Source organism: Thermodesulfovibrio yellowstonii DSM 11347 (assembly GCF_000020985.1).
In the GTDB taxonomy this organism is placed as follows: domain Bacteria; phylum Nitrospirota; class Thermodesulfovibrionia; order Thermodesulfovibrionales; family Thermodesulfovibrionaceae; genus Thermodesulfovibrio; species Thermodesulfovibrio yellowstonii.
On record NC_011296.1, the window covers coordinates 1,146,858 to 1,165,825 of the forward strand.

19 protein-coding genes, 2 tRNA genes and 1 riboswitch are annotated in these 18,968 nt (G+C 33.5%); of the genes, 11 read left to right on the top strand and 10 right to left on the bottom strand.

Annotated elements, in window-relative coordinates; translation table 11 throughout:
- The first annotated feature begins 7 nt into the window (after positions 1 to 7).
- From THEYE_RS05795 to THEYE_RS05805, 3 genes are all read left to right on the top strand, one after another.
- Positions 8 to 478 carry a rhodanese-like domain-containing protein gene (locus tag THEYE_RS05795; RefSeq protein ID WP_012545460.1) on the top strand — a complete coding sequence of 157 codons (471 nt, stop codon included), beginning with the start codon at positions 8 to 10 and terminating at the stop codon, positions 476 to 478.
- Between the two features lie 121 nt (positions 479 to 599).
- Positions 600 to 674 (top strand) — tRNA-Ile (locus THEYE_RS05800).
- 10 nt (positions 675 to 684) lie between these two features.
- Positions 685 to 757: transfer RNA gene (locus tag THEYE_RS05805), tRNA-Ala, on the top strand.
- 25 nt (positions 758 to 782) lie between these two features.
- Here THEYE_RS05805 and THEYE_RS05810 read toward each other — a convergent pair.
- From THEYE_RS05810 to THEYE_RS05855, 10 genes are all read right to left on the bottom strand, one after another.
- Entirely contained in the window at positions 783 to 1,160 is a 378-nt protein-coding gene (locus THEYE_RS05810; RefSeq protein WP_012546612.1) for a sirohydrochlorin chelatase, read from the bottom strand.
- The gene (locus THEYE_RS05815) at positions 1,148 to 1,939 is read right to left on the bottom strand and encodes an ABC transporter substrate-binding protein (protein ID WP_012545710.1); all 792 of its coding nucleotides are present in this window, start codon (positions 1,937 to 1,939) and stop codon (positions 1,148 to 1,150) included. Before THEYE_RS05815 ends, THEYE_RS05810 begins: the two co-directional genes overlap by 13 nt.
- Positions 1,936 to 2,445, bottom strand: a complete 510-nt coding sequence (gene cobU, locus THEYE_RS05820; RefSeq protein ID WP_012546718.1) for a bifunctional adenosylcobinamide kinase/adenosylcobinamide-phosphate guanylyltransferase — start codon at positions 2,443 to 2,445, stop codon at positions 1,936 to 1,938. The genes THEYE_RS05815 and cobU overlap by 4 nt, the downstream gene beginning before the upstream one ends.
- A 1-nt stretch (position 2,446) precedes the next feature.
- Positions 2,447 to 3,487 (bottom strand): pyridoxal phosphate-dependent aminotransferase, encoded by a 1,041-nt coding sequence (locus tag THEYE_RS05825; RefSeq protein ID WP_012545158.1) that lies wholly within the window; start codon positions 3,485 to 3,487, stop codon positions 2,447 to 2,449.
- 27 nt (positions 3,488 to 3,514) lie between these two features.
- Entirely contained in the window at positions 3,515 to 4,492 is a 978-nt protein-coding gene (gene cbiB, locus THEYE_RS05830) for an adenosylcobinamide-phosphate synthase CbiB (RefSeq protein ID WP_012546383.1), read from the bottom strand.
- A complete protein-coding gene (locus THEYE_RS05835) occupies positions 4,489 to 5,970 on the bottom strand; it encodes a cobyric acid synthase (RefSeq protein WP_012544966.1) in 1,482 nt (493 codons plus the stop codon). Before THEYE_RS05835 ends, cbiB begins: the two co-directional genes overlap by 4 nt.
- Positions 5,955 to 6,737 (bottom strand): adenosylcobinamide-GDP ribazoletransferase, encoded by a 783-nt coding sequence (cobS, locus tag THEYE_RS05840; protein WP_012545455.1) that lies wholly within the window; start codon positions 6,735 to 6,737, stop codon positions 5,955 to 5,957. Before cobS ends, THEYE_RS05835 begins: the two co-directional genes overlap by 16 nt.
- Positions 6,727 to 7,770 carry a nicotinate-nucleotide--dimethylbenzimidazole phosphoribosyltransferase gene (cobT, locus tag THEYE_RS05845; RefSeq protein ID WP_012545250.1) on the bottom strand — a complete coding sequence of 348 codons (1,044 nt, stop codon included), beginning with the start codon at positions 7,768 to 7,770 and terminating at the stop codon, positions 6,727 to 6,729. Before cobT ends, cobS begins: the two co-directional genes overlap by 11 nt.
- Positions 7,771 to 8,146: 376 nt before the next feature.
- A complete protein-coding gene (locus tag THEYE_RS05850) occupies positions 8,147 to 8,806 on the bottom strand; it encodes a Dph6-related ATP pyrophosphatase (protein ID WP_012546873.1) in 660 nt (219 codons plus the stop codon).
- Positions 8,794 to 10,758: a TonB-dependent receptor gene (locus tag THEYE_RS05855; RefSeq protein ID WP_012545775.1), complete on the bottom strand. Its 1,965-nt coding sequence runs from the start codon at positions 10,756 to 10,758 to the stop codon at positions 8,794 to 8,796. The genes THEYE_RS05850 and THEYE_RS05855 overlap by 13 nt, the downstream gene beginning before the upstream one ends.
- 28 nt (positions 10,759 to 10,786) lie before the next feature.
- Positions 10,787 to 11,001, bottom strand: a riboswitch (cobalamin riboswitch).
- Positions 11,002 to 11,484: 483 nt separating this feature from the next.
- Between THEYE_RS05855 and THEYE_RS05860 the strand changes: the two genes are divergently transcribed.
- The 8 genes from THEYE_RS05860 (at position 11,485) to THEYE_RS05895 (ending at position 18,962) form a co-directional block, all read left to right on the top strand.
- The gene (locus THEYE_RS05860; RefSeq protein ID WP_012546611.1) at positions 11,485 to 11,796 is read left to right on the top strand and encodes a nucleotidyltransferase family protein; all 312 of its coding nucleotides are present in this window, start codon (positions 11,485 to 11,487) and stop codon (positions 11,794 to 11,796) included.
- Positions 11,793 to 12,143 carry a HepT-like ribonuclease domain-containing protein gene (locus THEYE_RS05865; protein ID WP_012546363.1) on the top strand — a complete coding sequence of 117 codons (351 nt, stop codon included), beginning with the start codon at positions 11,793 to 11,795 and terminating at the stop codon, positions 12,141 to 12,143. Before THEYE_RS05860 ends, THEYE_RS05865 begins: the two co-directional genes overlap by 4 nt.
- Before the next feature lie 203 nt (positions 12,144 to 12,346).
- Positions 12,347 to 12,559 (top strand): DUF2283 domain-containing protein, encoded by a 213-nt coding sequence (locus THEYE_RS05870; RefSeq protein ID WP_012546825.1) that lies wholly within the window; start codon positions 12,347 to 12,349, stop codon positions 12,557 to 12,559.
- Between the two features lie 362 nt (positions 12,560 to 12,921).
- Positions 12,922 to 13,590 (top strand): RadC family protein, encoded by a 669-nt coding sequence (gene radC / locus THEYE_RS05875; protein WP_012546157.1) that lies wholly within the window; start codon positions 12,922 to 12,924, stop codon positions 13,588 to 13,590.
- 41 nt (positions 13,591 to 13,631) lie between these two features.
- Positions 13,632 to 14,075, top strand: a complete 444-nt coding sequence (locus tag THEYE_RS05880) for a type II toxin-antitoxin system VapC family toxin (RefSeq protein WP_021013196.1) — start codon at positions 13,632 to 13,634, stop codon at positions 14,073 to 14,075.
- 1 nt (position 14,076) lies between these two features.
- Positions 14,077 to 14,283, top strand: a complete 207-nt coding sequence (locus tag THEYE_RS05885) for a hypothetical protein (protein ID WP_012546436.1) — start codon at positions 14,077 to 14,079, stop codon at positions 14,281 to 14,283.
- A 42-nt stretch (positions 14,284 to 14,325) separates the two neighbouring features.
- On the top strand, positions 14,326 to 16,380 hold the full coding sequence (locus THEYE_RS05890; RefSeq protein ID WP_012545530.1) for a site-specific DNA-methyltransferase: 2,055 nt from the start codon (positions 14,326 to 14,328) through the stop codon (positions 16,378 to 16,380).
- Positions 16,381 to 16,382: 2 nt separating this feature from the next.
- Complete coding sequence (locus tag THEYE_RS05895; protein WP_012545345.1) at positions 16,383 to 18,962, top strand: DEAD/DEAH box helicase; 2,580 nt, start codon at positions 16,383 to 16,385, stop codon at positions 18,960 to 18,962.
- Positions 18,963 to 18,968 lie beyond the last annotated feature (6 nt).

The window sequence follows — 18,968 nt, forward strand, 5'->3', positions numbered from 1 at the left end:
TGTTAAAATGAAAGTCTTATTAGCAACTTTAGTAACTGTCTTATTGTTTACCTTATCGGCTTTTGCTTATGATGTAGAGATGGCAAAAAAATTTGATGTCATGTTTTCTCAGATGACCCCAGAAGTTCTCGCAATGAGACCTTGTCAGATAACAACAAAAGATATACTTGAAATGATCAAAAAGAAAGAAGATTTTGTAATTCTTGACATAAGAACACCTGCAGAACAAAAACTTATAGCTCCTGTATGGAAAGACTCTCTTCTAATCCCAATGCATGAACTTTTTAAACCTGAAAACCTTGCAAAACTTCCAAAGAACAAAAAAATTGCAGTGCTGTGTCACACAGGGGATAGAGCTGCTGCTGCCACAATTGCCTTAAGAGCAGTTGGATTTTCCAATGCCTTCCAATTCAAAGGTGGAATAGCTGAATTTGCTAAAGAAGTAGGCAGGCTTGCAACAGAATATGTGAAAGAATAAAGAAAAGAGGGGCACTGTCCCCTCTTTTGTCTCTCACGCAATATGATTAATAAAAAACCATTAAGTTTTTTTATCTTTCCTTGACAAAATATAATATTTTAAGTTAATTTAAATTGTTGATGGGCCTATAGCTCAGCTCGGTTAGAGCGCACCCCTGATAAGGGTGAGGTGGTTGGTTCGATTCCAACTAGGCCCATGTAAAATGTGGGGGTGTAGCTCAGTTGGGAGAGCGCCTGCTTTGCACGCAGGAGGTCGTGGGTTCGAATCCCTTCACCTCCACTTTATTTTTCAGATTTGTTAAAAATTATGATATTCTTTCAAGATTCTCTTCAATTAAATCTTTAATTACATAAACTAATTTTTTACTTTTTCCCAATGGGTTTGTGCATAAAACTTCAAGTTGTGGATAAAGTTTTTTTATATTTTCAATAATCTTAGGAATATCAAAAGAAACATGACTTCCTGAAGATAAAAAAAATGGATGTATTATTATTCTTTTTGCGCCTTCTTCTACGCATTTAGTTATAGCCTCATCCACTGAGGGGCTACCATATTTAAGATAAGCATATTTGATATCTTCAACCTTTTTGCCGAGAACAATTGCTAAGTCTTCAACCATAGAGTCTAAATTATTTATCTCTTTTTTAGGGCTTCCATGAGCTATGATAATTATTTTATCCATGTTTTTGCCTTATTTGTCATTTCTTCAATTCCTTCTATGATTCTTGGACTTAAATGATAAATTTTATCACTTATATAGTAAACTTTACCATTTTTTACTGCATTAGTGTCTTTTAGTTTTAAAATCAAATTCTCTGATACAGAGGATTTGTGTCCGACACCAAAAAAAATAATATCTGGATTCATTTTAATTATTCTTTCTATGTTAATTGATGAAAACTCGGCAATGTTTGTAAGCCCTAATAGATTCATGACTTCATTTATATGAGATGTCTTGCCTGCAACAGTGAGTGGATCAGCCCATATTATAAATAACGCCTTTTGCCCTTTAAAAACCTTCCTTATTTTTCTTAGTTTTTTTTGAAATTCATAGGCGATACTTTTTGCTTCCTTTTCTTTGCCAATGACAATTCCAAGTCTTATTAATTCATTAGATATATCTTCAAGACTTTTAGGAGCATAGACATGTACCTTGATGCCGAGTTCTATTAGTCTGTTGTAAACTTCCTTAGGAGTAACATCTTTTGAAATTACTACAAGATCTGGTTTTAAAACTAATATTTTTTCATATGATGGATTGATCATACCTCCTACTTTCGTTTTGTTTTTAATTTCCTCGGGCCATTTACAATAGTTTGATACAGCAACCAATCTGTCAGTGGCATTTAGATAATAAATTGCTTCTGTAACTGACGGTGCAAGGGAAATAATTCTTTGAACCTCAGCAAAAGATGATGTGGAAAAGAATAAAAATATTAGAAAAAATACCAGAATCTTCACTTTATTCTCAAAGGCACTCCAGCAACCATTAAATAAGCTCTATCGCATATATCCATTACTTTATGATTGACAGTCCCTGCAAGGTCAACAAATTTTCTTCCAAGCTCATTTTCAGGAATTATGCCCAAACCAACTTCATTTGCCACAATAAATAAATGAATTTCATCTCTATATTTCCTCAATAAATCAAAAAATGCTTCTACAAATTCACAAAAATCATAGCCTTCAACAAGAAGATTTGTAAGCCATGTAGTTAAGCAATCAATTACCACAGATGAGTTCTGAGTAATTTTCATAATAGCCTCATTTAAGTTTATTGGCTCTTCTATAGTAATCCAGTGACTGCCTCTTTCTTTCTTATGCCTTTCTATGCGTTCCTTCATCTCCTCATCAATAACTCTTGCCGTTGCAATATAATAAAAATTTCTGTTTCCTGTTTTTTCTCCCTCTTTGAGTGCAAAATTGCTTTTTCCGCTTTTTATTCCACCGATTATAAATGTAATCATGTCAACTCTCCAAAAACTTTTTTAGTTCTTTGAAAAATATTTCATTTTCAAATCTGGTTTTTACTGAAACCCTTATAAAATTTTCATTGAGTCCATAGAAATTTGAACAATCTCTAATAAGAATTCCTCTTGCTAACATATATTGGAAAATACCTTTTTTGTGAATTTCAATAAGATAAAAATTTGCCACAGATGGAAAATATCTGAGTTTGAGTTTATTCAATGAATATTCAAAAAAATCTTTTTCCATAAGGAAAAAATCATGACTCTGCTTTTTAAACTCTTCATCTTTGATTATTTCTTCTGCTATACACTGCGATAAACTATTTATACTCCATGGCTGTCTATATCTCTTTATTCTTTCAATAGTTTTAAAAAAAGCAACAGCATAGCCGAATCTAAGTCCTGCAAGTCCGTAAAACTTTGTGAGAGAGCGTAAAACAATAATATTTGATGATATTGAATCTCTGAGCAGAGTTTCATCGGGAGCAAAATCTATAAAAGCTTCATCTAATACAAAAGTTGAATCCTCATAATGATTAGCCAGTTCCAAAATTTCTTTTTTATCTATTAACCATCCTGTTGGATTATTGGGATTGCAGATGAAAATCATCTCATACTTTCTTTTTTGCATTTTTTTGTTAATCATTTCAAAAATTTCTTCTTTATTCAAAGTAAAAACTTTTTCTACATCATCTATCTCATTTACTCTACAAGCTTTCTCATATTCAATAAATGTGGGTTCTAAAATCAAAACAGAGTTAGGTTTTAATGCCTTTACTATTAGATAAATCAGTTCTGTTGAGCCATTTCCACAAACTATATTTTCAGGTGGAATTCTATAAAGTTCTGAAAAAGTTTTTATGAAAGCTCTTGCTTCAGTATCAGGATATTTATGTAGAAGTGGAAACCTTTCAAGAGCTTTTCTTTTTATTTTTTCTGGTAAATGTAGAGGATTAACAGAGGAGCTCATGTCTATAATTTCACAAATGGCTTTGCCTGTAATTTCTGAAGCAGTATAAATATCACCTCCGTGTCTCACCTATTTACCTCCTCCACCGAAATAACCTCATATAATAGCCTCTCTAATTATGATTGATAACAAAACAAAGATAAAACTACTTAAAATCACAAATTTAATGCAAAGATGAACATGATTTGATTTCACAATTTCTAAATCATCTCCAATATAGGGCTTTTTAAAAAGTACGCCTCCATAATAATTAGGACCTCCTATTCTTACTCCAACAGCTCCTGACATTGCTGCTTCAGGTATTCCACTGTTTGGACTGCTGTGATTTTTTCCATCTCTCAGCATAATTTTCAATGCCCTCTTCCCAGATGAAAAACCAAGCATTATAAAGGCGATTAAAACAATCAGGAGTCCTGTTATTCTTGCCGGAATATAGTTAAAAATATCATCCATTTTAGCTGAAAACCACCCAAACTTCCTATATATTTCATTTTTATAACCAACCATTGAATCAAGGGTATTTACAGTTTTATAGAGAAGTAGAAATGGAAAGCCTCCTATTAAAAAATAAAACAACGGTGCAATAACTCCGTCAGATAGATTCTCAGCAAGACTTTCAATAATTGCGATTCTTATTTTGTCTGCTGAAAGATTATCCGTATCCCTTCCAACGAGGGCTTTCAATGAAATTCTTGCCTGCTCCAAACTTTCTTCATTTAAAAGCCTATTTATCCTTTTAGCCTCCTCAATTAGCCCTCGTAAAGCAATAAATAAGCTTCCAGCTACTGCTAAAAGAATACATGAAAATAACCATGTTATCTCTGATAGACTGCTCAGCTTATTTAGAAAATATACGAATATAACGGAAAATAAAAAAACAGAGACTGCAACGAATAAAAAGAGCAAAAAACCACCAAATCTACCATTGAGTTTTCTTTTTCTTAAAAAATTTTCAGTTTTTTCAATAAGTTTGCCTATTGTCTTGACAGGATGATATTTTTTGGGATCTCCAATCAAAAAATCAATTAAAAATGCTGAAACTATTATCCAACTGTCAACAAATAATATCTTCATAGTCCAGCTATTTCCCATACTCTATTTATATCCAGATTTTTTTCAATAGTGTTTGCAAGAGTATCTATAAATGATTCTTTGAGTTTCTTCCATGAAAAACTATAATCAATTGGATTTAATCCCTTTTTAACTCTGTGTCTATTTATAAGCCATCTTCTAAGACTGTCACTCTCAAATATTCCATGAATATATGTTCCCCAGACATTCCCACAGACTATTCCATCAAATAAAGTCTGATTCATTGAAGTCCTTGTTATTTTAAAAAGCCCGAGATGTCCGTAAGTTATTCCTTTATGAATTTCATAACCTGTAATTTTTATTGAAGGTTCTGAACATAAACAGCCTTCAACCTGAGTTGTTATTTTTTCAGGATAAAATAATGTTTCAACAGGAAGTAAACCTATTCCATCAAACTCTCTGAGTGAACTTTCAACCATATAGGGATCTATTAACTTTTCACCAAGCATCTGAAATCCACCACATATTCCAATGATTTCAACTCCGTTCTTAGCAAGCTCTCTTAATGTTTGGTCAATCTTAAGCTCTCTCAAAAGTTTTAAGTCTTCAAATGTTTTCTTTGAACCAGGAATTATTATTATATCAGCACTCAGCAGATCTTCTTTTTTTAATGAATACATCAACTCAGTATCAGGCTCAAATCTCAAGGGCTCAAAATCATTGAAATTTGAAATATATCTTAGTCTGAGAACAACAATCTTAACTGGTGCATTAACTTTTTGGGCAAAAAAGTTGATTAGTCTCATAGAAACTCCATCTTCATCAGAAATTCCTGTTTCATCTAAATATGGAACAACTCCTAAACAGGGCTTGTTTATCAATTCTTCAAGTTTTTTAATTCCAGGCGAAAGAATATCCACATGGCCTCTGAATTTATTAATTATGAAACCTTTAAAAAGACTGTCATATTTTTCAAGAAGCTTCACAGTTCCATAAAGAGAGGCAAAAACCCCTCCCCTGTCAATATCACCTACAAGAATAACTGGTGCTTTCAGATACTCTGCTACAGCCATATTCACTATGTCTTTTTCAAGAAGATTTATCTCAGCAGGGCTTCCAGCTCCTTCAATTATTAAAAAATCATGTTCTTTAAGTAAATAATTCAATGAATCTGTGACATTTTCCCAGAGTTTCTTTTTTTCAGAGTAAAAATCAATTGAGTTCAAGGTCTTATAAAGCTTCCCATGAACAACTATCTGAATACCCTGTTGCCCTGAAGGTTTAAGCAAAACAGGATTCATATGAACATTAGGAACTACACCCGCTGCCTCTGCCTGAATTGCCTGAGCCAGACCTATTTCTCCTCCATCTTCTGTAATAAAACTCTGAAGGCTCATATTTTGAGCCTTAAAAGGCGCAACTTTTATACCCCTGTTTTTAGTGATTCTACACAAAGCAGTAACAATTAAACTTTTCCCACAGTTTGAAGATGTCCCTTGTATCATTAATAACTTAGCCATAATTTTTCACCTAATAAAAAACAAATGAGAAAAACTATCTCTGTTATTTCAACGGTTGCTCCAAGATGATCTCCTGTTATTCCGTTAAACTTTCTTTCAAAAAATTTTTTCAAAATATAAGAAATAAAAAAGAGAAAAAGCGCAATTAAAGGCAAAAAAATAAAATTTTTTTCAATAGTAAAATAAACCAGCAAAAAAATAGGTAAAACAGTAGAAATAATAACTTGCCATGAACTAATTTTCCCTATAAACAAAACCCCAAGTCCTGTAGTTCTTGCAGGTTTTCCATAATACATTAATGGAATTACTATCCATCTTGAAAAGCAAAACATAAATAAAAATATCAAAAATTGATTAATATCAATAAGTTCTTTTACAAAAGCAAATCTACAAAGTACATCTAAAACTAAGGCAACTGCTCCAGCAACTCCTATTACGCTGTCTTTCATTATTTGTAGTCTTTGCTGGAGGTCTTTTTCCTTCTGTCCCGTTCCTTTATAAAAAAGAGCATCAAAAGTATCTGAAAGCCCGTCAATGTGAAATATTCCTCTCACTGAAAATAAAAATACCAGTAAAATAATTGAAATAACTGAAGATGAAAAAATTTGTTTGAAGATGTTCACTAAAAAAATACAAAAAACTCCTTCTAAAAAACCTATAAAAGGGAAAAAAATAATAGAGCGAATAAGCTCTTTTTCGTTTATTTCTTTGAATTTCAGAGGTAAAACTGTCAAAAACGAAAGAGCTATCAAAAATCTATTTATCATTTTTAGATACACCCGCTTCCTCAAAAGTTGACATTTCACGATAAATTTTAAGGCTTGCTTCAATAACTGTCATTGCAAGAGTTGCGCCAGTTCCCTCCCCGAGCCTGAGATTTAGATCAAGCAAAGGCTTAAGTCCCATAAAATCAAGAGCTTTTTTATGTCCTTTTTCAACAGAATTATGGGAAGCAAAAATATAATCTTTAACAAGTGGATTTATGCAATAAGCAATCAGAGCTCCTGCAGTAGAAATAAAACCATCAACTATAACTGGAACTCTCAACGATGCACAACCTAAAACAACCCCTGCTATTGCACCTATCTCAGGACCTCCAACCTTTGCTAAAACATCAATGGGATCTGATGCATCAGGTTTATTTATTTCAATTGCTCTTTTGATTACTTCAACTTTTCTTTTAAAAGTCGTTTCATCTATCCCTGTTCCTCTACCTGTGACTTCTTCAACATCTGAATTTGTAAGAACGCTTACAACAGCAGATGAAACAGTTGTATTCCCAATTCCCATCTCTCCTGTGGCAAAGAGATTATAGCCTCTGGAATAGCATTCTCTCACTAATTCAATTCCGATGTCTACAGATTTTATTGCATCATCACGACTAAGTGCATAGCCTTTTGCAATATTTCCTGAACCTTTTACAACTTTTTTTTTGATTAATCCATTAATCTCACTAAAATCATAATCAACACCAACATCAACAACTAAAACATCTGCTCCTGCATGCCTTGCTAAAACATTTATTCCTGCTCCACCTCTTAAAAAATTAAAGACCATCTGAGCAGTAACTTCCTTTGGATAGGCGGATACATTCTCTTCTGTGACTCCATGGTCAGAAGCAAAAACAAGCACAGCTTTTTTCTTTATTTCAGGCATAGCATCTTCATAGATAGCAACAACCCGCGATGCAATTTCCTCAAGCCTTCCAAGACTTCCCTGAGGTTTTGTTAGATTATTTAACCTTTTCCACGCAATATCAATAAATTCTTTTTTTAATGGCTCTATTTTAAGATTTAACATAGTCTACATTCCTCCTTCTATAAATTTATTGGCACTCCTTTAGTTATCCTTATAAGTCATCCAGGATTTCTCTATTCTGTCATTCCGAGGAGCATTAGCACTGAAAAATCTTCTCGTTTTCAAATCATAGAGATTTCTCAGAGGGCTTGATAAGCCACTTGGGATAACAATAAAGGAGGAGACCCTTCGGGCAAAGCCCTCAGGGTGACAGAAAAAGATGTAATTCCATCCCTTTCTATAATTCCACTCCATTCTATCATTCCAAATCAAGCGAAGTGAGCCCTGAGCTGTAGACGAAAGGTCTGCGAGCAATACCATTCGCTTTCTCCCATCCCTGTCATTCCGAGGAGCATTAGCGACGAGGAATCTCATCTCTTTACTCCCTTTCAATCTTGAGAAACCATTTTCCATCCTTAATAACCCTATCAACTATACGAAACTTAACTGCTTTCTTAAAAATAGGACCATCATAGACAAAGGTATGATACTCACCTTTTTCACCACAGATATCTATGTTACCTAAGTTTTTTAAATCTTTAATGAAATCATCATCTATCTGCCTACCCAACCATTCCTTACCCAAAAATTCAGAATTTGTTGAACAGACTATAGCTTTAAAACCTAAATCAATAAATTCTTTGAGAAGTTTTTCTCTTGCTTCATTCCATAATGGCAATATTGCTTTTATTCCTGTCTCTCTGCATACCCTCTCAACCCAGTCTCTGTGCTCCTGAAGATCAATATCTCCAAATACGCCTGCCTTAATATCTTCTTTTTTCAGTTGCAAGATAGTATTCTTAAACTCTTTTTCATAGCTTTCCCATGTGGTTTTTCTTTGAATAATAGGGATTCCAATTGCTTCAGCCTGTAATCTCAGTAATTCTGAACCTATCCCGTGAGATCGTGAATAAATCCCATCTTCTGAAAGCATATTGACAAGACAAACAACTTGCCCACCCTTTGTCATTGCTCTATAACAGGCTAACGAGCTTTCCTTCCCTCCACTCCATGAGATAAAAGCCTTTAAAATATCCATTTAAGTCCTCCTATGATTGTTCTTCTTGGCATTGGATAATACAGAACATACTCATACCCTTTATCAAATAAATTTTCTATGGATATTGTCAGTTCACAATTTTTTAATGGTCTGTATGAACCTTTGAGGTTTACAACAGTAAAATCATTTTTAGTAATCACCTTCCCATAGTTTGAAGACGAAGGATTCCAGTCAACAACTTTTTCATCTCCAGCATAATTTGCAATCAATCTTAAATCCCATTTATCTTTTCCTGCTTTTATTCCAAAAGCAGCAGTGGACTTTGGAATATATTGAAGAGTTTTTCCATACTTTTGTATCTCACTTTCATCTTTACTTGAATATCTTGTATGATAGGTAAAGTTTAAAAAAGGTTCAAGAGAAAAATTTAAACCAACAAATAACCCAATATCATATGAAAAATTTCCTTCTATACCCTGAATTATAGCTCCTTCAACATTTTTAAAAGTCTGAGCTTTAAGGGTGCTATCGTAATAACTCAAGATTTTATCTTTGAATATTGAGTGAAAAAATGTAAGTTCACTCTTGAATAAATCCTTTGTACATGCAACTCCTACATCATATGATTTACTTTTTTCCGGTTTTAAATCTGAATTTCCTATGTAACGGGTTCCCCATGAAGAAACATAATCAGTTGCAAGCTCATCAGGAGCAGGAGCTCTGAATGCAGTTCCAGCATTGCTCTTTATGGAAAGATTATCTGTAAGTTTGTATATAATGCCTCCTCTTACAGTGACATGGTCAAGATTCTCCTTTCTTGGCTTTAAGCTTGTGATACCCTCTGTAGGCAGTATTTTATCTTCAAAATAGTCATAGCGAACCCCCGCATTTACTAAAAGTTTTTTATTGAATAAACTTAATCTTCCTTCAGAAAACAAACCATAACTATCATACTCCGAGTTTGGATTATAAGGAGCACCTGTGCTTCTTGAGCTTTTAACCTCTATCCTATCCCATTGCGCTCCAATAATAATTCTTTGTTCATTCATTGAAAATATTTTCTGAAGGCTTAAACCCTGTGTAGTTGTTTTTTTCAATGTAAGTTCCGAATTCCCTGTACTTCCTTCATGGTCTTCATCACTTATTTTCGTGAAATAATATCCTCCTTTAAAAGTCTCTGTTTTATACTCCAGATCAAATCTATTTCTTTCAATATCTTTGTAATCATCAAGATCTGGTGAGTATCTTGCTCCGGGAGAACCAATATCCCATCCCATCCAGTGTTGAAATCCGAAAGATATATATTGCTTATCAAAAAAACTGTATCCAAAACGAGCTGACACAGTTTCATCATTATATCCTGTGTTTTTTATTTTTCCATAATCTCTGGTAGAATATTCATCCATTGAAGACCTGTTGGCTGAAACATAAAAATCAAACACACCTTTTTTACCATTCAAGTCACCTTTTGTTTTCCAGTATTTCCATGAACCTGCTTCACTTCCAATTGAACCATATATACCCTCTTGTTTCCCCTGCTTTGTAATTATGTTTATTACACCACCCATTGCTGAAGAACCATAAAGCACTGAAGCTGGTCCTTTGACAATTTCAATTCGCTCAATATCATCCACAGGAATTGTTGCAAGATTTACTGTTCCAGCTCTGTTCCCATTTATAAGTATTAGAACTCTGCTTTTAAGGTCATCAAAAAGGTCCGTTCTAAATCCTCTCAATCCAATACTGCTTGTAGATAATCCGGGATATTTGTGAACATGACCAATTGATGATTCCACAATTAAATCCCCTGCATTTTTAGCGGTGGAATTTTTAATATCTTCCTGGGTTATAACCTGAATAGAATAAGGTACATCTTTTTTCGGTTCTTCAACTCTTGTTGCTGTTACAATGATTTCTTCAAGTTGGGATTCTTCTGCTAAGGCTGAATTGACAAGAAATATAAGACAGAAAAATAGAATAAAGAAAACCATTTTCCCCTCCCGCGAGGTTTTCTGGAAGTCTAAGACTTCCAACTGGATAGGTCTTCCGGCTTTGGGCTTCCTTTACCTACTTGCCCGCCTTCCCATCATGGTCTTACCCATAACAGTGGCTTATGCTTCAAATTCTCCGAATGCTTTGAGACATCTGAAGCTCGGGCTTTCGTTCCCTACACGGCTGCGGGGCAGCGGGGGATTCTCACCCCTCTTCCCTTAATCCAGTTAGGTTAAAGTATAACAAATTATATCCAGAGGTTTCAAAATGACTATTGCTTTGATTTCAAGGAAATTGCCCGTAGTGAATATTTTTTAGAAAAAACTCAGGTATATAACTGCTTTAATATTGTCTATTTTGATTCTTGTCTCCCTATAGTTTGCTTCTGTTTATATCAGAGATTCAGTATTTTTTAGAACTTTGTAAAATTAAGGATAGAGTTTTTGAAAGAAAAATAATTGATTTTCAAGGTTTTTTTGGGAGGCAGCGGGAATCGAACCCGCTGAAAGAGGGGATAACTTATTGAATTTATTGGATTTTATTTTTGAATCGGATAGAGTTCGGAGAGAGTTGCAAGAATTTAATTTGTAAAATATTGCATAAATTCAATCTTAAAAATGCGAAAGGGAAAAAACATGACAGAAAAAATAAATTGAAGAAGTTTTTCCGATTAGATAAAATAGAAAAAGATAAATTTTATACTTTAAAGCTAAATATTAGGTAAAATGAGCAAAAAAGTTAAAACATTAAAAGAAATTAGGACAATCTTAGAAAACCTTAAACCTGAATTAGTAAAAAAGTACAAAATTAAAGAGATTGGAGTGTTTGGTTCTTGGGTTCGCGGAGAACAAAAGAAAAATAGCGATATTGATATTCTTGTTGAGTTTGAGGAAAATGCAGGAATTAGCCTTTTTGACTTTATTGAAATAGAGGATTATTTAAGAAAAAAAGTGGGCATAAAAGTGGATTTGGTTGAAAAAAAAGCATTAAAACCTTATATAGGTAAGAATATATTAAGGGAAGTAATCTATTTATGAAAAGAGAGATAAAAGATTATTTGAATGACATTGTGGACGCAATGGACAAGTCAATAACCTTCATATCTGAAATGAATTATGAGGAATTTGTCAAAGATACAAAAACTGTTTATGCGGTTATCAGGGCTCTTGAGATAATAGGCGAGGCTGTTAAAAAAATCCCTGGAAATATAAGAAAAAAATATTCTCAAATTCCATGGCAAAAAATGGCTGGGATGAGAGATAAACTAATTCATGAATATTTTGGTGTGATTTATGAAAGAGTCTGGGAAACAGTTAAAAGAGACATTCCTCAAGTAAAACCTTTAATTGAAGAAATTTTAGATATTATGAAGAAAAATAAATAGGAAAAGGGCATAGGACTTAATAACCAACACATTTGTAGATTAGTTTGATAAAGATAATTTCAACATTTTTCTGAAATTCAATTATCTATTCGAATTAACAAAAAATTTGATAGACTATATTGCGTAGTGGCTAAGCATTTTAAAAATGAAGGATTTTTAATAACAGCTTACCCCACAGATAAAGTAAAGGAAGATGATGTAATATGGGCAAAGTAGTAGTGTACTACAACAAAGATTCAGATACACTTGACATCTGGTTTGGAAATCATGAAGATGAGGTAATCTGCGAAGAAGCAGGAGAAAAAATAATTTTTAAGAAAGATAAAGAAGGAAAAGTAATCGGTATTGAAAAACTCTATGTTAGTAAAACTCTATGCATCAGTAAATCAATTTCTGTTGAGGTAGTGGTAGCCTAAAAATTTAGATTTATCTTATCTTTTCTTGGCAATCCATCTAACGATATCTACCAATGATTTAGTGAATCTGAAAGCCAATCCTAAAAGCCCCAGTGCAAAAAGTAATTTTCTCATAAAATATAATAACACTTTTTAAAATGCAATTAGCGCCTGATATCGTTGCTCTGGCTTCAATGGAAATCAAAGTAAATCTGTTGGGTTATGGTGTTTAACTTACGAAAAGAAACAAAAATTTCTTAGCAATAAGAGTGTTGCTATCAATGAAAACTTTATGCACTCTTTCCCATTTTTTTGATTATCTTTTTCTCTCTACGAGATTATTTTTATTTTCTTTGGAGTGTGAGATATTTTAGAATATTTTTATGAAAAAGATTAAATCTATACCAAATTTTGATAGACCGCGTGAAAAGATGGAAAAGAAAGGTGCGAAGGCATTATCTGATCTTGAATTACTGGCTGTCTTGCTTGGGAGTGGAATAAAAGGCAAGGATGTCTTTGAAGTAGCAAGGGATATTTTAAAGTTGACTCAGGAAGACTTCAATAACTTGAATTTAGATAATCTGAAAAATATAGAAGGTGTTGGACTTGCAAAGGCATGTCAGATTATGGCAGCCATAGAATTTTCAAAGAGATTTCTGCTAAAAGAGGGAATAAAGATTAAAAATGTTGATGATGTCCTTAAAATAACTGAAGAATTAAAGGATAAAAAGCAGGAGTATTTCCTCAGTCTTACTTTAGATGGTGCATCTAATCTAATACAGAAAAGGACTGTTTTTATAGGCACATTAAACCATAGTATTGTTCACCCAAGAGAGATATTTGCTGATGCTATAAGCGACAGGGCTGCAGGGATTATATTTGTTCATAATCATCCCTCTGGTGACTCTGAGCCAAGCAAACAGGATATTGAAATAACAAAGAGATTGGTTGAAATCGGTAAAATGTTAGGAATAGAAGTAATTGACCATATTATAATTAGTAAGAATGGTTACTACAGTTTTCAGGCTGAGGGGATGTTAAAAAAGGAATGATTTAAAGGGAAATTAGATAATTAATAAGGCATGAGTAAGCTATGCACAAAATTTATCTTGATACCAACGTTTATAATCGTCCTTTTGATGATCAAGCACAAGTAAGAATTAGACTGGAAACGATAGCTATCTTTTCTATATTACAGAGTATCAAAAATAGAGAATATTCTCTTTTGTGGTCTTTTATGATTGACTATGAAAATAGTTTGAATCCTCATAATGATATTAGAGAAGAAATAGAAATGCTTTTTTTTCTTGCTGAAGAATTTATTTCACCAGATGATTTTATTTTTAATAAGGCAAAGGAATTTGAAGCTACTGGTATAAAACCAAGAGATGCTATTCATCTTGCCTGTGCATTGAAAGGTGGAGCTAACTATTTTTTGACTTGTGATGATAAACTAATAAAGAAGACATCTGAACTCAAAATAAATCTTAGGGTAATAAACCCTTTAAAATTTATTGAAGAGATGGAGGTGAAATAAAATGGCTGAAATGGCAAGTGATTTGGAAATAAGAAAGAAAGGATTGAGTATTTTATTCAAGACTCTTGGAGAGGTAGATGCTTTGAGATTTCTTTCTCTGATTACCTATGAAAAGAGAGATTATTTGAAAATTCAGGATGAATTGTTTGCAGGAATGACAGTGGAAGAAATATATAAAAAAGCAAAAGAGCATTTTGAGAAAAAGTAAAATTTCTCAAGTGTAAATGAAGAAAAACTATAGGATAAAATCATGCCAAATTTGACAGATTATGACATTCAATTTCTCATAGAAAAACTCCAAAAAGGTGAACCGATACCTGAAGATTATAAGTATAAGCTTTTTCCTATAAAGCAAAAGGAATATGAGCTTGTATATGCTGGCAAGATGCGGAAGGAAGATGTTCTTGCTAATGAGGATGGTGTTTTCCCAGTTCCATTGCAGGTTGAAAAGGTCTTCAATAGTGATGAGCATCCAGCAGGTGATAAAGAATGGCGTAATATGATAGTTTTTGGTGATAATCTTCAATTCTTAAAAACCGTCTACGAAAATAAAGATCCTCTGATTAAGGATAGGGTAAAAGGTAAGGTAAAGCTTATTTATATTGACCCACCTTTTGGGACAGGTGATGAATATGATGCAAATAGAGGGCAGAAGGCATACAGTGCGAGGGCAAAAGGCGCTGAGTTTGTGGAGTTTCTTCGAAGACGCTTAATACTTGCAAGAGAGATATTGGCAGATGATGGAAGCATATTTGTTAGGCAGGATTATCACTTTGGGCATTATGTGAAAGTGATAATGGATGAGGTTTTTGGTAAGGAAAACTTTCTTAATGAAATTATTGTAGCAAGAATTACAAAAAAAGGATTTGGAGCTAATAGATATCCAACCGCAAATGATTATCTGTTTTGGTATTCTAAAACATCCGATTATTTCTTCAAACCTTATAGAAAACCACTAAATTCTAAAAAAGAAAAATGGCATTCTATGGACTCAATGTCAGGAGGTAGAAAGACTGGGGAACCCCGATTTATATTAGGTGAGATGCGATATCCTCCCAAGGGACGCGTTTGGACTTTTAGTCAAGAACGAATATTTGAAATGGAAAAAGAAGGGTTAATAAAATTGAATTCGAAAGGGCGACCAATATATAAAGTACTTACACAAGAAGGAGAACCTTTGGATTCAAACTGGACAGACATACCTGGCTATTCTTTCACCACTGATTACCCCACTGAAAACTCCGAACAACTTCTTGAAAGAATTATTAAATCAACTACCCAACCCAATGACCTCGTCCTTGATTTCTTTGCTGGTTCTGGCACAACTGCTGCTGTAGCAGAAAAACTTGGCAGGCGTTGGATTGTCTGTGATATTGGGAAGCTCGCCTTTTACACTATGCAGAAAAGGATTCTTACTATTCAGGATAGCAAAGATTTAGAGAATCCAAAGAAGAAGTACGGGAAGAAGGCAAGGAGTTTTATAACTGTCAACACAGGACTTTATGATCTCAAAAAAGTCTTTGAACTTAAAAAAGATGATTATATTAAATTTGTTATGAATCTCTTTGAGGTTGAGCCCATAGAGAAAAAAATCGCTGGTATTAAGATAGATGGTCAAAAAAAGGATGGTTATTATGTCCTAATATATCCCTACTGGCAGTTCAAGGATGCAGCAGTGGATGAAGAGTACATTGAAGATCTCCATTCACATATTGGCAAAAGGATTGGTGGTAGGCTTTATATCATAGCGCCTGCAAATTACGTGGACTTTATAAGTGATTATCATGAGATAGAAAAGACAAGATATTACTTTCTTAAGGTGCCTTATCAAATTATAAAGGAACTTCATAAGGTGCAGTTTAAGAAATTCAGACAACCTCAGAGTAAAAGAAATGTCAATGACCTTGATGATGCTATTGGTTTTCATTTTATTAGACAGCCAGATGTTGAATCAAAAGTAATAAAGAAAAATGGCAAACTTGAAATCAACATAACCAAATTCTTATCAAACTATCTTGAAGAAGAAACAGGAAATGAGTTGAAAAACTTTGAATCTCTTGCTATGGTGCTTATTGATAAAGATTATAATGACAAAGAATTTGTAATGGATGAGTTTTATTTTGCTGAAGATCTCCTATCAGAAAAAAAAGAGGATGAGACAGAAGATGAAATAAAAGAAGAGTTATCACATCAGGAAAAAATAGTCATTCCACTAAATAAAGATGAGTGCGGTGACACGATTATGGTCATCTATATTGACATCTACGGTAATGAATTTAAAGAAGTATTTCAACTGAGGGAATAATCATGATTGAGATAAAGACATACAAGACTAAAGACCTTGTATTAGAAGTAAGCAAATCCTATGACCCAATAAAACTTGACCTTTCAAGATGGGATAGGTTTATTGATGTGCTTTGCGGTGATAGGCAGTATCAAAAAGAGGCTATTGAGAATGCAATTGTATATCTTGCATCGGGTAGGTATAAATCAATTGAGGACTTAGTGGAAGAAAACTGGGAAAAAAATCCTGAGCTACATACGAGATATAGAAGCCTTGATGAATATTTTCATCACATTCAATTGCCTCACAAACTTTCAGCAACCATAGACCTTGCCACAGGCACAGGAAAGAGTTATGTAATCTACGGTATTGCTCAGATAATGCTTGGATTAGGACTTGTTGATAAGGTGCTTGTTCTGTGTCCATCACTTACTATTGAAAAGGGCTTAATGGAAAAATTTATCTCATTGAGTGGTGATAGCAAACTCAAACAGACACTTCCACCTGATGCAGTATATAAAAATCCCCGTATAATTGATGCAAATAGCACAATCAAAGATGGTGACATCTGCATTGAAAATATCCATGCTGTTTATGAAAAGACAGGCTCATCAATAAAGGATAGCTTGATAGGTAATGGTGAGAGAGTGCTGATTTTAAACGATGAGGTGCATCATGCTTATAACAAAGTAACAGGAAGGGATAAAGAGAGTCAATCAATAAAAAAGTGGAAAGATTTTCTCTTAAATCCTGATTATAACTTTAAATACATGCTTGGTTTTACAGGCACAGCCTATGTTGAAGATGAATATTTTAACGATGTTATCTATAGATACTCTTTAAGGCAAGCAGTTGATGATAAGGTAGTAAAGATGGTTGATTATGTAAGTAAAGACGAAAGTATTGACCAGTATGAAAAATTTCAAAAAATATATGACAATCACGTAGAAAATCAGAATAAATATAGAAGAATTAAACCTCTTACCATCCTCATTACAAAGGATATAACTAATGCAAAAAGGCTCACAGAAAATCTTAAAGAGTTCTTATCTAAAAAAGAAGGTCTTCCTATGGAAGAAATAGAAAAAAAGGTTTTAATAGTAACCTCTGCTCAGGAACACAAGGCAAATGTAGCAAGACTTAAAGATGTAGATGACAAAGAAGACCCTATTGAATGGATTGTATCTGTATCAATGCTTACGGAGGGCTGGGATGTAAAAAATGTCTTTCAGATTGTTCCATGGGAAGATAGGGCATTTAATTCAAAACTTCTTATTGCACAAGTTTTAGGAAGAGGGCTTAGAGTGCCTCCAGAATATCAATCCCCTCAACCAAGGGTAAAGGTTTTTAACCACGATGCATGGAGTAGAAATATAAAAGGACTTGTGGATGAGATTCTTGAAATAGAGATGAAGCTTGTAAGCTCTGTTTTAAAAGAAGGAGAGAGGGCAAAATATAACTTTACCCTTTATAACATTAATTATGATAAAGAGCCTCAGGAAAAGGAAGCTAAAAAGGAGACCGAAGTTTTTGATTATACAAAGGGATATATTGAACTCATATCCCAGGTAGAAGATATTGAAAAAGGCACTGAATATGCAAGTCTTGCCGGTGAGGTTTATTCTAAAAACACTCTAATTGAATATAACACTTATACAGTAGATGAAATTGTAAACAAGATTTATGAAGAATTCAAAACAAGGGATTGGGAAGGCAGAATCCTCCAGCTACTTGATGGTGAATATACCAAAAATAATCTTCCACCTAAGGATATTATAAAAAGCATCATAAGAAAATCTATGGATAGAAGGGGGATTAAAGGCGATAGGCTTGTTGAAAAGAATAGACAAAGGATACTTCAGGCATTTGGAACATTACTAAGGAAAAAAGGGAAAACCGTAGTTAATGTTAGAAAGGTTAGTGAGCCGATACCAATTAATACAGATAGTATGGACAGAGAGTCTCTTGCTGTAGGTAATTTAAGACACGGAGCAACAGTTTTTTACACAGATAATTTTGAAAATGAAATTAGTGGTGAGGTAAAAGATATTCTTATAGAAGTTAAGAAAGATGAGAGTCTTCCTAAGAGTGCTGAAAAAGAGATTAATCAATTCTTGTTCAAGACGCCTCTTGATCTTGTATTAACCAAAGGGGAGCCTGAGAGAAAGTTTGTTGAACAATTGGTCAAACGAGAAAATGCTGAAAAGATTGATGCTTGGATAAAATCGCGAGACCAGGGTTTTTACAGTATTGAATACTCATGGCGTAAAGGAGAACATCCTCAGAAGAATCAGTTTTTTAATCCAGACTTTTTTATAAAAATTAAAAAGGAAGACACAGAACATATTATTGTTGTTGAAGTTAAAACAGATGGTGATGATTCCATTGAAAATAAGGCAAAACTTAGATGGGCAAAACAGCACTTCTCAGATTTGAACAAAGAGTTAGAGAATGCAGATATTAGGCAAAAGTATATATTTCATTTTTTAAGTCCCATTAGTTATGAAGAATTTTTCCAGTATTTAAGAGATGGAAGACTGATTGCAGGAATGTTCAGGAGTGATATTGAAGATAAACTTGAAAGGAATGGACAGAATGAATAGCCTTTT

Coding starts and splice junctions, on each gene's coding strand:
- THEYE_RS05795 (WP_012545460.1), top strand. CDS start 8: ATGAAAGTCTTATTAGCAACTTTAGTAACTGTCTTATTGTTTACCTTA.
- THEYE_RS05810 (WP_012546612.1), bottom strand. CDS start 1,160: ATGGATAAAATAATTATCATAGCTCATGGAAGCCCTAAAAAAGAGATA.
- cobU (WP_012546718.1), bottom strand. CDS start 2,445: ATGATTACATTTATAATCGGTGGAATAAAAAGCGGAAAAAGCAATTTT.
- cbiB (WP_012546383.1), bottom strand. CDS start 4,492: ATGAAGATATTATTTGTTGACAGTTGGATAATAGTTTCAGCATTTTTA.
- THEYE_RS05835 (WP_012544966.1), bottom strand. CDS start 5,970: ATGGCTAAGTTATTAATGATACAAGGGACATCTTCAAACTGTGGGAAA.
- cobS (WP_012545455.1), bottom strand. CDS start 6,737: ATGATAAATAGATTTTTGATAGCTCTTTCGTTTTTGACAGTTTTACCT.
- cobT (WP_012545250.1), bottom strand. CDS start 7,770: ATGTTAAATCTTAAAATAGAGCCATTAAAAAAAGAATTTATTGATATT.
- THEYE_RS05850 (WP_012546873.1), bottom strand. CDS start 8,806: ATGGATATTTTAAAGGCTTTTATCTCATGGAGTGGAGGGAAGGAAAGC.
- THEYE_RS05855 (WP_012545775.1), bottom strand. CDS start 10,758: ATGGTTTTCTTTATTCTATTTTTCTGTCTTATATTTCTTGTCAATTCA.
- THEYE_RS05860 (WP_012546611.1), top strand. CDS start 11,485: ATGAGCAAAAAAGTTAAAACATTAAAAGAAATTAGGACAATCTTAGAA.
- THEYE_RS05865 (WP_012546363.1), top strand. CDS start 11,793: ATGAAAAGAGAGATAAAAGATTATTTGAATGACATTGTGGACGCAATG.
- THEYE_RS05870 (WP_012546825.1), top strand. CDS start 12,347: ATGGGCAAAGTAGTAGTGTACTACAACAAAGATTCAGATACACTTGAC.
- radC (WP_012546157.1), top strand. CDS start 12,922: ATGAAAAAGATTAAATCTATACCAAATTTTGATAGACCGCGTGAAAAG.
- THEYE_RS05880 (WP_021013196.1), top strand. CDS start 13,632: ATGCACAAAATTTATCTTGATACCAACGTTTATAATCGTCCTTTTGAT.
- THEYE_RS05885 (WP_012546436.1), top strand. CDS start 14,077: ATGGCTGAAATGGCAAGTGATTTGGAAATAAGAAAGAAAGGATTGAGT.
- THEYE_RS05890 (WP_012545530.1), top strand. CDS start 14,326: ATGCCAAATTTGACAGATTATGACATTCAATTTCTCATAGAAAAACTC.
- THEYE_RS05895 (WP_012545345.1), top strand. CDS start 16,383: ATGATTGAGATAAAGACATACAAGACTAAAGACCTTGTATTAGAAGTA.